This window comes from Yinghuangia soli (genome assembly GCF_021502675.1).
In the GTDB taxonomy this organism is placed as follows: Bacteria; Actinomycetota; Actinomycetes; order Streptomycetales; family Streptomycetaceae; genus Yinghuangia; species Yinghuangia soli.
The window spans coordinates 137,465-150,176 of sequence record NZ_JAKFHA010000007.1 but is presented as its reverse complement, the minus strand read 5'-3'; the positions used below and the strand labels follow the sequence as shown (position 1 = coordinate 150,176).

The 12,712-nt window shown below is 73.4% G+C and carries 9 protein-coding genes; 6 read left to right on the top strand and 3 right to left on the bottom strand.

From position 1 onward, the window contains the following. Positions 1 to 9: 9 nt before the first annotated feature. Both rnc and mutM read left to right on the top strand, forming a co-directional pair. Positions 10 to 759, top strand: a complete 750-nt coding sequence (gene rnc / locus LZ495_RS15300; protein WP_235052741.1) for a ribonuclease III — start codon at positions 10 to 12, stop codon at positions 757 to 759. 67 nt (positions 760 to 826) lie between these two features. Then, positions 827 to 1,705 (top strand): bifunctional DNA-formamidopyrimidine glycosylase/DNA-(apurinic or apyrimidinic site) lyase, encoded by an 879-nt coding sequence (gene mutM, locus LZ495_RS15295; protein ID WP_235052740.1) that lies wholly within the window; start codon positions 827 to 829, stop codon positions 1,703 to 1,705. Between the two features lie 106 nt (positions 1,706 to 1,811). Here mutM and LZ495_RS44865 read toward each other — a convergent pair whose 3' ends face one another. Then, complete coding sequence (locus LZ495_RS44865) at positions 1,812 to 2,699, bottom strand: CAP domain-containing protein (RefSeq protein WP_235052739.1); 888 nt, start codon at positions 2,697 to 2,699, stop codon at positions 1,812 to 1,814. Positions 2,700 to 3,278: 579 nt separating this feature from the next. Here LZ495_RS44865 and LZ495_RS15285 point away from each other — a divergent pair. Then, complete coding sequence (locus LZ495_RS15285) at positions 3,279 to 3,473, top strand: hypothetical protein (RefSeq protein WP_235052738.1); 195 nt, start codon at positions 3,279 to 3,281, stop codon at positions 3,471 to 3,473. A 333-nt stretch (positions 3,474 to 3,806) separates the two neighbouring features. After that, on the top strand, positions 3,807 to 7,439 hold the full coding sequence (smc, locus tag LZ495_RS15280) for a chromosome segregation protein SMC (RefSeq protein WP_235052737.1): 3,633 nt from the start codon (positions 3,807 to 3,809) through the stop codon (positions 7,437 to 7,439). Positions 7,440 to 7,573: 134 nt separating this feature from the next. Here the strand turns inward: smc and LZ495_RS15275 are convergent, their stop codons facing one another. After that, positions 7,574 to 8,566: an LLM class flavin-dependent oxidoreductase gene (locus tag LZ495_RS15275; RefSeq protein ID WP_235052736.1), complete on the bottom strand. Its 993-nt coding sequence runs from the start codon at positions 8,564 to 8,566 to the stop codon at positions 7,574 to 7,576. A 205-nt stretch (positions 8,567 to 8,771) separates the two neighbouring features. On the opposite strand from LZ495_RS15275, the gene ftsY reads away from it, so the two are divergent. Then, the gene (gene ftsY / locus LZ495_RS15270; protein ID WP_235052735.1) at positions 8,772 to 9,971 is read left to right on the top strand and encodes a signal recognition particle-docking protein FtsY; all 1,200 of its coding nucleotides are present in this window, start codon (positions 8,772 to 8,774) and stop codon (positions 9,969 to 9,971) included. A 73-nt stretch (positions 9,972 to 10,044) separates the two neighbouring features. Here the strand turns inward: ftsY and LZ495_RS15265 are convergent, their stop codons facing one another. Continuing rightward, a complete protein-coding gene (locus tag LZ495_RS15265) occupies positions 10,045 to 10,716 on the bottom strand; it encodes a bifunctional DNA primase/polymerase (protein WP_235052734.1) in 672 nt (223 codons plus the stop codon). Between the two features lie 442 nt (positions 10,717 to 11,158). Between LZ495_RS15265 and LZ495_RS15260 the strand changes: the two genes are divergently transcribed. Continuing rightward, positions 11,159 to 12,613 carry an NsdA family TPR-like regulatory protein gene (locus LZ495_RS15260; RefSeq protein ID WP_372498578.1) on the top strand — a complete coding sequence of 485 codons (1,455 nt, stop codon included), beginning with the start codon at positions 11,159 to 11,161 and terminating at the stop codon, positions 12,611 to 12,613. The last annotated feature ends 99 nt before the right edge of the window (positions 12,614 to 12,712 follow it).

The following is a 12,712-nucleotide window of genomic DNA, read 5'->3' as shown; positions in this document are numbered from 1 at the left end:
GTCGTCCCGGTGACGGACTCGCTTGCGAAGTACACGGATCTGGAAGAGCGGCTCGGCTGGACGGTCGACGCCGCTCTTCTGGAGCGTGCACTCACACATCGTTCGTACGCGTACGAACACGGTGGCCTGCCGACCAACGAACGCCTCGAATTCCTCGGGGACTCGGTGCTCGGCCTCGTGGTCACCGACACTCTCTACCGCGCGCACCCCGAGCTGCCCGAAGGGCAGCTCGCCAAGCTGCGTGCCGCGGTGGTCAATTCGCGCGCCCTCGCGGGCGTCGGCCGCAAGCTCGACCTGGGCCGGTTCATCCGGCTGGGCCGCGGCGAGCAGGGCACCGGCGGGCGCGACAAGTCGTCGATCCTCGCGGACACCCTCGAGGCGATCATCGGCGCGGTCTACCTCGACCAGGGCCTGGACGCCGCCTCCGAGCTGGTGCACCGCCTGTTCGACCCGCTGATCGAGGCGTCCGCCGGACTCGGCGCGGGCCTGGACTGGAAGACCAGCCTCCAGGAGCTGACCGCCGCGACCGGCATCGGCGTGCCCGAATACGTGGTCTCCGAGACCGGACCGGACCACGAGAAGACCTTCACCGCGCTCGCGCGCGTCGGCGGTGTCGACTACGGCACCGGCGTCGGCCGCAGCAAGAAGGAAGCCGAGCAGCAGGCCGCGGAGAGCGCCTGGCGGGCCATCCGCGCGCAGTACGGCGACGGCACCACGCCGGTCAACGGCACTGCCGCCGAGGCCTCCAAGGCCAACTGAGCGCCCCACCGCCTTTCGACAGCGCGATTCGACACCGCTTCGAAGCGCCGTACCCCGGAGGTCGACCGTGCCCGAGCTGCCCGAGGTCGAGGTGGTGCGCCGCGGACTGGAGCGCTGGGTCGTCGGCCGCACCATCGCCGAGGTCGAGGTCGGCCACCCGCGCGCGGTACGCCGGCACACGGCCGGCGCCGAGGACTTCGCCGCGGCGCTGCGCGGTGCCCGGGTATCCGGTGCGCTGCGCCGCGGCAAATACCTCTGGCTCCCGCTGACCGCGCCCGAGGCGTCGGCTCCCGAGGACGCGATGCTCGCGCACCTCGGCATGAGCGGCCAACTGCTGCTCAAGGACCCGGAGACGCCGCGCGAGAAGCACCTGCACGTGCGCTTCACCTTCACCGACGGCGGCCACGAGCTGTGGTTCGTGGACCAGCGCACCTTCGGCGGCGTCTCGGTCGAACGCGGCGGCGCCGAGCTGCCGCCGTCCATCCGGCACATCGCCCGCGACGTCCTGGACCCGGAGTTCGACGACGACGCGTTCCACGCCGCGCTGCGCCGCCGCGACTCCGAGCTCAAGCGTGCGCTGCTCGACCAGTCCCTGGTCAGCGGTATCGGCAACATCTACGCCGACGAGGCCCTGTGGCGCTCGCGCCTGCACGGCAACCGCTCGACGGCCACCATCACCAAGCCGCAGACCACGCTTCTGCTGGCCTCGGTCCGCGACGTGATGACCGACGCACTCGCGGTGGGCGGCACATCGTTCGACAGCCTGTACGTGAACGTCAACGGCGAGAGCGGCTACTTCGCGCGCTCGCTGGACGCCTACGGGCGCGAGGGCGAGCCGTGCAACCGCTGCGCGACGCCGATCCGGCGCATCACCTTCATGAACCGCAGCAGCTACTTCTGCATGAAGTGCCAGCCGGTGCCGCGCCCGCGCCGCGTGGTCAAGTAACCGCGCAGCCCCGCTTCCGGCCCCGAGACACGGCCCCGAGACAAGGCCCTGCGACTCGACCGTGGGACACGGCCCGCGGGGACACGGCCCCGCGGCACGGCCTGCGTCAGCGGCCGAACTCCTGGGTCCACCACGGCCCTCCGCTGCCGGTCCGCACCCCCACGCCCAGCTTGTCGAAGCTGCAGTCGAGGATGTTGCGCCGGTGCCCGGGGCTGTCCATCCACGCGGCCATGACCGCCTCGGGCGTCTTCTGCCCGCGGGCGATGTTCTCGGCGGCCAGATACCCGACCCCGGCCGCGGAGGCCCGCTCCCACGGCGTCGTGCCTTCGGGGGTGTTGTGCGAGAAGTAGGCACGGTCGGCCATGTCCGCGCTGTGCGCTCGGGCGAGGTCGCGCAGCCCGGTGTCGGCCTGCAGCGGCCCGCAGCCGGCCGCGGCGCGCTCGTTGTTGACGATGGCGAGGACCTGCTCCTCGTAGGCCCCGGCGTCGGCCGGCGGCGAGGAACTCGCGGACGGGACGGGCACGGGCATGCGGGGGCTGGGCGCGGCGGTCTCCGGCGGCGTGCTCGCCGGGGGAGTGCTCGCAGCGGGCGTCTCGGTCGCGGCGGGTGCGGGCGGCGGTGAGGACTGCGCCGGACCGGACGCCTGCCCGGCCGCCGGGTCGGCCTGGACCGCGGCCCCGGGCCCGCCCGCGGCGGCCTCGGAGCCTGCGCCGCCGGTGTCGGGCAGACCGGTGGCGGTGCCGGTGGGCGTGACCCCGGCCGACGTGCCGGCGATCTGCGTGCGTCCCGGGCCGTCGTCGACGAAGCCGATGCCGATGTGCGTGCCGAGCGCGGCCAGCCCGATGCCGAGCACGAACACGGCGGCCCGCAGCGGTCCGCTGCGGCGCTTCTTGCGCCGGTGCCCGCGGCGGGCGCGGGGCGGCGCTGCGGGCGGCGCTGCGGGGGGCGGTGCGGGTGCGAGTGCGGGTGCGGAGCGACGGCTGTGCCGGGCCACGGCCTCTCCTCGGTCCTCTGCGGGGGACGCAGTGCGCGGGCGCCGCGCGGGCCGCGGAGGGCCCTGGACGCCGCGCCGCGCGGGGCGCTGGTCTCACTCGTGCTCACTCGAAGGGGTGAGCTTGCGCAGGCGACTCTAGAGCACGGCACGTGTCGTGTGGCTGCTGATACGCCATCGCCGGGTGGGCGTGTCCGGTACGTGCCGAACCCCCTGGGAAGCCCGTGGCCAGGGCGATCCGAGGGACCGGCGGCAACGGGTGCGACTGCGGTGGCGCACGGGGCGGGATACCAAGATCGACAACTCGGCAGCGGAAAGAGCCCCGCACGGTTGGCGGGTCTCGAATATGTTCTTGACTGGCAAGAGAATTGATGATCTCGTACAGCCAGACAGGAGCCGTCCCGTCCGCGTGAGCACACCGCCGACCGGGTGACGGTTCAGTTATCGCGCCGTGATCATATTGACCTGCCGCGCTTTTGGTGCGACGCTGGAAGCCCGCGCACCCTATCAGGAGCCACGTGGCCGGGTGCGTACTTTCGACCCGCAGATGCCGGTCGGTCACTCAGCGTGGAGGACCCTCTAATGGCGAAGGCGCTTCTCGGTTACGTCGGCGGCCCCGACCCCCGGCTGGTCTCCGAGATGCGACGGCTTCAGCAGCGTGTCCGTGACCTGGAGACGGAGCTTGTCCGTGTCCAGGCCGAGAACGACGCGCTCTACGCCGCCGCGGATGATCGGTTCGACGTGACCTCGGTCGAACCCGCGCTCTCCCGGGCGTGAGTTCGATCCGATAAACCAGGGACGCCTCCGGCGTCCCTTTGTCGTTTCCGGGGCCGGTCTCCCGGCCCGGAGGCGACAACCGCACTCCGCATGTTCCGCGGTATCCCGCACGCGAGGCCTTCGGCCTCTCGACTCTGCGCTACCCCCGCCGCCCCCTCGCAATCCCCCTCGGCTGGTGCCGTCCCGGCCCCGGTATGACCATGGGCCGAATCGCGGTCGGCCGCCGTGCTGATGTGATACCCCGTCATATCCCATGTCACACACCGGCCGACACGCAGGCAGGATGTCCGTTCTGCGACCCCCTGCGCGGGGCGGGCCGGTACGCTGCGGCGGGTGCACCTCAAGAGCCTCACCCTCCGCGGATTCAAGTCCTTCGCATCCGCGACGACGCTGCGGTTCGAGCCGGGCATCACCTGTGTGGTCGGTCCCAACGGCTCCGGGAAATCCAACGTCGTCGACGCCCTGAGCTGGGTCATGGGCGAGCAGGGCGCCAAGTCGCTGCGCGGCGGCAAGATGGAGGACGTCATCTTCGCGGGCACCGCGGGACGTCCGCCGCTGGGCCGCGCCGAGGTCAGCCTGACCATCGACAACACCGACGGCGCCCTGCCGATCGACTACACCGAGGTCACCATCACGCGGACCATGTTCCGCAACGGCGGCTCCGAGTACGCGATCAACGGCAACACCTGCCGGCTGCTCGACATCCAGGAGCTGCTCTCCGACTCCGGCATCGGCCGCGAGATGCACGTCATCGTCGGCCAGGGCCAGCTCGACTCGGTGCTGCAGGCCGACCCGATGGGCCGCCGCGCGTTCATCGAGGAGGCGGCCGGCGTCCTCAAGCACCGCAAGCGCAAGGAAAAGGCGCTGCGCAAGCTGGACGCGATGCAGGCCAACCTCACGCGCGTCGCCGACCTCACCAACGAACTGCGCCGCCAGCTCAAGCCGCTCGGCCGGCAGGCCCAGGTCGCCCGCCGCGCCGCGGCGATCCAGGCCGACCTGCGCGACGCCCGGCTGCGGCTGCTCGCCGACGACCTCGTCATCCTGCGCACCGACCTCGAAGAGGAGATCGCCGACGAGGCCGCGCTGCGCGAGCGGCGTACCGCGGTGGAGCGCGAACTGGGCGAGGTGCAGGCCCGCGAGGCGGCCCTCGAAGCCGAGGTGAAGGCGCTCACGCCGCGCCTCGCCCGCGCCCAGGAGACCTGGTACGAACTCTCCTCGCTGGCCGAGCGCGTGCGCGGTACCGCGGGCCTGGCCCAGCAGCGCGTCAAGCATGCGAGTGCGCCGCCCGCCGACGAGCGCCGCGGCCGCGATCCCGAGGACATGGAGCGCGAGGCCGCCCGGATCCGCGAGACCGAGGCGGAGCTGAAGGAAGCCCTCGAAGAGGCGATGGTCCAGCTCGCCGAGACCGCCGAGCGGCGTGCGGACCTCGAACGCGCGGTCGGCGAGGAGGAGAAGCGCCTCAAGGCCGCCGCGCGGGCCATCGCGGACCGCCGCGAGGGACTGGCCCGGCTGGCCGGCCAGGTCGGCGCCGCACGCAGCCGGGTGGCCGGCGCCGACGCCGAGATCGGCCGCCTCACCGAGTCGCTGACCGGGGCGCGCAGCCGCGCCGAGGCCGCCCAGCAGGAGTACGACGCGCTGCAGGCCGAAGTGGGCGGCGGCGACGAAGGCGAGGAGGGCGGCGGCGACGTCGAGGCCCGGCTCGCGGCGGCCCGCGAGATGCTGTCCGCCGCCGAAGAGGCCCTGGCCGAGGCCCGCGAGGTGGAGAAGGAGTCCGAGCGCGAACGCGCCGCCGTCACGGCCCGCAAGGAAGCCCTGGAACTCGGCCTGACGCGCAAGGACGGGGCCGGTGCGCTGCTGGCCGCGGGGGACCGGCTCAACGGCGTCCTGGGCACCGTCGCGGCCCTGGTCACCGTGCAGCACGGCGCCGAGGCGGCGGTCGCGGCGGCGCTGGGTGCCGCCTCCGACGCGGTCGCGGTCGGCGACGTGGGCACCGCGGTCGATGCCCTGCGGCTGCTCCGCAAGGACGACGCCGGCCGCGCCGGACTGCTGGTCGGCGGCGGCCCGGGCGGCGGAAGTGCCGTACCGGACCCGGCCGATTGGCCCGCGCTGCCGGCCTCCGCGACGTACGCGGTGCGGCTGCTCACCGTGCCCGGCGAACTCGCCGGGCCGGTCCACCGGCTGCTCGACAAGGTCGCCGTGGTCGACGACCTGGCCGCGGCCGCCGACCTCGTCCACGCGCTGCCCGGAGTACGTGCGGTCACCCGCGACGGCGACGTCGTCGGCGCCGACTTCGCGTCCGGCGGCTCGGCCTCCGCGGCCAGCCTCCTGGAGGTGCAGGCCGCGGTCGACGAGGCCGCCGAGCGGCTCGCCGCCCTGGTCGGGCGCTGCGCGGCCGCGAAGGACGCGCTGGCCGCCGCCACCGCGGCGCGCAAGGACGCGTCCGCCGCCGTCGAACAGCTCACCGCGGAGCGCCGGGAGGCCGAGAAGCGGCGTTCTGCGGCCGCCAAGGAACTGGGGCGCCTCGGCGGCCAGGCCCGCGCCGCGGTCGGTGAGGCCGAGCGGCTGGCGAGTGCCGTGGCCAAGGCGGAGGCCGCCAAGGAGCAGGACACCCTGGCGTACGAAGAGCTGTCCGCCCGCCTCGAAGTCGCCGAGGAGATGCCCGACGAGGAGGAGCCCGACTCCGCCGACCGGGACCGGATGGCCGCCGAGGCCACCGCCGCCCGGCAGGCCGAGATGGAGGCGCGCCTCTCGCTGCGCACCCACGAGGAGCAGGTCAAGGCGCTGTCCGGGCGCGCCGATTCGCTGGACCGCGGGGCCCGCATGGAACGCGAGGCGCGGGCCCGCGCCGCCGAGCGCCGCGAGCGGATGGCCGTCGAGGCCCGGGTGGCCGGCGCGGTGCTGGCCGGCACGCAGACCCTGCTGCGGTACGCCGAGGCCTCTTTGTCCCGCGCCGAGGCCGAGCGCAGCAGCGCCGAGCGGGCCCGCGCCGAGCGCGAGCAGGAGCTCGCCCGCGAGCGCAGCCGGGTGCGCGAGCTGGCCGGCGAACTGGAGAAGCTCACCGACTCGGTGCACCGCGACGAGATGCTGCGCACCGAGAAGCGGCTGCGCATCGAGCAGTTGGAGGCCAAGGCGCTCGAAGAGCACGGCATGGACGCGGCCGGCCTCATCGCCGAGTACGGCCCCGACCAGCTGGTGCCGCCCACGCCGCCCGCGGAGGGGGAGGTGCGCGACCCGGACTCCAAGGAGGCCCAGCCGCGCCCGTACGTGCGCCCCGAGCAGGAGAAGCGCCTGGCCGCCGCGGAAAAGGCGTACGTGCAGCTGGGCAAGATCAACCCGCTGGCGCTGGAGGAGTTCGCGGCGCTGGAGGAGCGCCACAAGTTCCTCACCGAGCAGCTGGAGGACCTCAAGAACACCCGGCGCGACCTGCTGACCGTGGTCAAGGAGGTCGACGAGCGCGTCGAGCAGGTGTTCACCTCGGCGTACCACGACACCGCACGCGAGTTCGAGGGCGTCTTCTCCCGGCTGTTCCCGGGCGGCGACGGGCGCCTGGTGCTCACCAACCCCGACGACATGCTGACCACCGGCATCGAGGTCGAGGCCCGGCCGCCCGGCAAGAAGGTCAAGCGGCTGTCGCTGCTGTCCGGCGGCGAGCGCTCGCTGACCGCGGTGGCCCTGCTGGTGGCCATCTTCAAGGCGCGGCCCAGCCCGTTCTACGTGATGGACGAGGTCGAGGCCGCGCTCGACGACACCAACCTGCAGCGGCTGATCCGGATCTTCTCCGAGCTGCGGGAGAGCTCGCAGCTCATCGTCATCACCCACCAGAAGCGCACCATGGAGGTCGCCGACGCGCTGTACGGCGTGTCGATGCGCGGCGACGGCGTCACCACGGTGATCAGCCAGCGGCTGGCCCGCGAGGACGACAAGGTGACCATCACGGGCTCGGAGTCGGTGACCGCTGCGGTCTGAGCGGGGGCTCCGACCGGGAGAGCGGCCGGCCCGGCACCGGGCCGGGGGAGCGGACGACGCGAAGGGCACCCCGGGATTCCGGGGTGCCCTTCGGCGTGGTGTGCGGGCGCGGTGCCGGGGCGGCACCGGCGCTGCTACTCGGGCTTGTTGTGCGGCAGGACCTTGTCCTTGAACAGCTGCAGGCTGGCCCAGCCCGCGTCGATCGGCAGGCCGCCGACCAGCGGGTGCAGGATCAGCGCGTCGGTCAGGCCGCCGGTCTTCGCGCGCTCGATGCACTCGTCGGGGGTGAGGCACGCGTAGATGCCCTCTTCGCGGAGCGCCTCGACGGTGTGCGCCTCGGACTCCATGACCGACGCGATGTCGGGGGTCTGCCACGCCGCGTAGGTCTCGGCCTCGTGCAGGAAGTACGAGCCGTACTCCGCCCACGCCTTGTCCGGGTCCTCGGTGCAGTAGATCATCGTGGTGGCCGCGGACGGCAGCATCGCGAAGCCGCCTTCGAAGCCTTCCTCGGCGGCCAGCTCGTAGTAGTACTGCTCGAGCTCGGGCAGCGGGGCCGCGGCGAAGAACGGCAGGCGCAGGCGGACCGCGCGGCGGACCGAGGCCTTGGCGGTGCCGCCGATCATCAGCATCGGGTGCGGGTCGGTGAACGGCCGCGGGGTGACCCGGACGGTCTCGCCGCGGTACTCGAACGGCTCGCCGGTCCACGCCTTGAGCAGCGTCTCCAGGACCTCGTCCTGGATCTTGCCGCGGCGCTTCCACTCCTTGCCGATCGCCGCGTACTCCTCCGGCCGGTAGCCGAGGCCGGCCACGATGGAGAGGCGGCCGCCGGAGATGTTGTCGAGGACGGCGATGTCCTCGGCCAGCCGGATCGGGTCGTACAGCGGGGCCAGCAGCGCCGAGATGATCACGCCGATGCGCTCGGTGGCTCCGAAGATGGCGCCCGCGGTGCTGAGCGGGGACGGGCTCCACCCGTTCTCCGCACCGTGGTGCTCCTCGAGGGTCACCATGTCGAAGCCGTTCGCATCGGCGAACTTCGCCATCTCGATGGTGGCCTGGTAGCGCGACGCCACGTCGGCACGGTCCAGTCCGGGCGTCACCTGGTTGAACCGCAGATTCGTCACTGCCATGGGGGCTGCACACCTTCCGATCAACCCGTCGACCCGTGCGTCTCCCGCGGCGGCCGACCTGGGCGCATGCTTGGCCCCGGCAAGCTATCTGACAGGCCGTCAGGATTCAACGGTTGACAGACTGTGATTGCCGCTGATCCGGCAGGTGCGGCTTCGGGTGGCGGATTCGATCGGGATCGGGACCGTCTGGGAGACTGAAGCTCCTATGGAGATTCTGATCCTTGCCATCGTCCTCGCGGTCGTGGTGCTGGGCGCCGCCGGCTGGCTCGTCGTCGGCTCCCGCCGCCGCGGCTCCGTCGCCCCGCCCCCGCCCCGCACCCCCGTCGAGCCGGGCGTCGGCGAGGATGCCGCAGCGCTGCCGGAGGCCCCGCGGCGCGGCGTCGAGACCGTCGACCTGCCGGATGCCGCGGCCCCGCCCGCCGAGGCGCCCGCCGTCCCCGACACCGTCGAGGAGGCGCCCCCCGCCCTCGACGTCCCCGAGCCGACCGCCGGGCGCCTGGTGCGGCTGCGCGCCAAGCTGGCCCGCTCCCAGACCACGTTCGGCAAGGGGCTGCTCGCGCTGCTGTCGCGCGAGCACCTCGACGAGGACACCTGGGAGGAGATCGAGGACACCCTGCTGACCGCGGACGTCGGCGTGGCCCCCACCCAGGAGCTGGTCGAGCGGCTGCGCACCCGCGTCAAGGTGCTCGGCACCCGCACCCCGGCCGAACTGCGCGGGCTGCTCCAGGAGGAGCTGCTCGCCCTGGTCGGCACGGACTACGACCGCTCGCTGGACACCGCCAAGCGCACCGACGGCCGCCCCGCGACCGTGATGGTCGTCGGCGTCAACGGCACCGGCAAGACCACCACGACCGGCAAGCTGGCCCGCGTGCTCGTCGCCGACGGCCGCACGGTCGTGCTGGGCGCCGCGGACACCTTCCGCGCCGCGGCCGCCGACCAGCTGCAGACCTGGGGCGAGCGCGTCGGGGCGCACACCGTGCGCGGCCCCGAGGGCGGCGACCCGGCCAGCGTCGCGTTCGACGCGGTCAAGGAAGGCATCGCGGAGGGCGTCGACACCGTCCTGATCGACACCGCGGGCCGGCTGCACACCAAGACCGGCCTCATGGACGAGCTCGGCAAGGTCAAGCGGGTCGTCGAGAAGCACGGCCCGGTGGACGAGGTGCTGCTCGTGCTGGACGCCACCACCGGCCAGAACGGCCTGGTGCAGGCCCGGGTGTTCGCCGAGGTCGTGCAGATCACCGGCATCGTGCTGACCAAGCTGGACGGCACCGCCAAGGGCGGCATCGTGGTCGCGGTGCAGCGTGAGCTGGGCGTCCCGGTCAAGCTGATCGGGCTGGGCGAAGGCCCGGACGACCTGGCTCCGTTCGACCCGGCCGCATTCGTGGACGCGCTGATCGGGGACTGACCCGAGGGACAAATGGTGAGGGGCCGCCCGATGCGTTCGGGCGGCCCCTCATTGCGTCTGCGGTGCGAGGGCCTCAGGAGGCCAGCCACATCCCGCTGCCGGTACGGGCGCTGTTGCGGTGGCACGCGTACGCGAGCGTGCCGAGCAGCAGCCGGGCCTCGGGCAGCGGCGTCGTCTCGTCGTCGGCCGGCGGGCGGATCCACTCCGCGGTGCCCAGCATGCCCAGCGGCGAGGGCGGCGCGAAGATGTAGTCGCCGGCCCCGTGGCAGCGCAGGTCCAGCTCGGCGTCGTCCCAGCCCATCTGGTAGAGCAGATGCGGGAGTTCGGGTGCCGCGCCGGGGGCCACCAGGAAGAACAGGCGGCCGGTGGGGGTGCCGAGCACCGGGCCGAGCGGGGTGCCCATGCGCTCGAGGCGGACCAGTGCGCGCTGTCCGGCGTGCCGCGGGACGCTGATGGCGTCGAAGGCGTGGCCGGTGGGGAGGACCACGGTGCTGTCCGGCCACTGCGACCACAGATAGCGGGCCGCGGCGGGGGTGTTGGTCGCGTGGGCGGACCACTGCGGGTCCGAGGGGTGCATGCCGGGCGCGGCACAGCCGACCCGGCCGCAGGAACAGCGGGTGCTGCGGCCGTCCCGCACCAGGTAGGTACCCTGCGTGACGGGCCAGCGCCGCTGCTCGACATACTCCGACACCGCCTGCCACAAGGCAGTCCGGGTGCGTCGGCGCGATCCGAGCATGATGTCCATGACCTCCCAACGGCTCCCGTCACTTTTGGTTACGGCCCGGCGGCGTCCCCGCGGCCTGCTCGCCGCGCCCCCGCGGCGGACCTGCGGGGCGGCACCGGGACGGATTGCGCACGCGCGTCGTCGGGACGATCCCGGCCGGATACCGGCCATCGTCCAGTCAAGCGCCAACCCGCCGGGCGGACCCCTGGCGCAAGGGGTGGCGAACAGTGGCGTTTTGCCGTTCCCACCCCGGGAGCCGGGCTTGCCGCCTACTTTCGGCATACGGGACATTGCGCACGGTCCGTGCGGATCTTCCGGGTGGACGGTACGGCGTGCCCAGGGGGAGAGACCGGTGACGATCGCACAGACCGAAGCCGACGGCCAAGCAGTCGGCGAGCCGTACGGCATCCCGTCCGGCGGACCCGCCGACGACGGCCGCTTCGGCGCGCGCTTCGAGCCGCCCCTGCCGGCCCTGGGCCCGGGGACCCGCATATCCGGCGGCAAGCAGCCCAACGACCGGCTCGCGTCGTGGTTCGAGCGCACCGGCTGGTCCAAGGGCGAGTTCGCCCGCCAGGTGAACCGCCGGGCCCGGCGGCTCGGGGCGCTGCATGTCAGCACCGACACCTCGCGGGTGCGGCGCTGGCTCGACGGCGAGCAGCCGCGCGATCCGATACCGCGCATCATCTCCGAGTTGTTCAGCGAGCACTTCGGCTGCGTGGTCGCGGTGGAGGACCTCGGCTTCAAGGAGCCGGGGGCGCTGTTCACCGGGTCGGGCGTGGACCTGCCGTGGGCCCCGGAGTCGGTGGTCGACCTGCTCGGCGAGTTCTCGCGCAGCGACTTGATGCTGGGCCGCCGGGGCTTCCTGGGGGCCTCGCTCGCGCTGTCCGCGGGCCCGGCGCTGGTCGAGCCGATGCAGCGCTGGCTGGCGCCGGTCCCGGTGCCCCCGCTGCCGCCCCGCGGTCCGCAGGCGCGCGGCCGCCTCGGGCTCGGCGAGCTGGAGCAACTGGAGGAGACCGTAAGGCTGTTCCGCAGCTGGGACATGCAGTGCGGCGGCGGGCTGCGGCGCAAGGCCGTGGTGGGCCAGCTGCAGGAGGTGACCGACCTTCTGCAGGATGCCTATCCGGAACCGGTGCGCGACCGCTTGTTCCGGCTCACCGCCGAACTCGCGCTGCTGGCCGGGTGGATGTCGTACGACGTCGGCATGCAGCCGGGCGCGCAGAAGTACTTCGTGCTCGCGCTGCACGCCGCCAAGGAGGCCGGAGACCGGCCGCTGGGCGCCAACGTGCTGGGCGTGATGAGCCGTCAGATGATCCATCTGGACCGGCCGTCCGACGCCCTGGAGCTGATCCATCTTGCGCAGTACGGCTCCCGCGACAGTGCCGGGCCGCGGACCCAGGCGATGCTGTACGCGGTCGAGGGCCGGGCGCACGCGGGGCTCGGGCAGGCGGACAAGTGCCGGCGCGCGCTCAGCGTCGCCGAGCAGCTGCACGCGGACGCACCGGAAGGAGACGAGCCGGACTGGATCCGGTACTTCGGCGAGGCCGAGTTCTCCTCCGAGGTCGGCCATGCGTACCGCGACCTGGCGTACCGCGGGGCCGGACCGGCCGAACGCGCCCGCGAGCCGCTGGAGAAGGCGGTGCGGCTCTTCGAGGGCACCGCGGAGTACCGCAGGTCGCTGGCGCTGTCCCGGGTCGGGCTGGCCGCGGTGTACGTCCTGGAGCGCGAGGCCGAGCCGGCCTGCGAGGCGGCGTCCGGGGCGCTGGCGCTGGCCGGCAAGGTGCGCTCGGAGCGGCTGAGCTCGCGGCTGCGGCGCACCGCGAAGAGCGCGGTGGACCTGTTCGGCGAGCTGCCGCCGGTACGCCGGTTGGCCGACCGGCTCCTCGGCGAGCTGCCCGAGGCGGCGTTCCCGTCGCCTTGAGCCTGCTGCGGCGGTCCGGAACCGGCCGCAAAAGGGGCGGCGCCCCTCCGCGGGTGCGGAGGGGCGCCGTGGAACTGCGGTGCGGCTGCGCTGTGCTGC

What these genes read in the sequence shown, in the direction of transcription:
- LZ495_RS15265 (WP_235052734.1), bottom strand. Translation starts at nt 10,716, where the DNA reads ATGGACATCATGCTCGGATCGCGCCGACGCACCCGGACTGCCTTGTGG.
- LZ495_RS15275 (WP_235052736.1), bottom strand. Translation starts at nt 8,566, where the DNA reads ATGGCAGTGACGAATCTGCGGTTCAACCAGGTGACGCCCGGACTGGAC.
- LZ495_RS15285 (WP_235052738.1), top strand. Translation starts at nt 3,279, where the DNA reads ATGGCGAAGGCGCTTCTCGGTTACGTCGGCGGCCCCGACCCCCGGCTG.
- ftsY (WP_235052735.1), top strand. Translation starts at nt 8,772, where the DNA reads ATGGAGATTCTGATCCTTGCCATCGTCCTCGCGGTCGTGGTGCTGGGC.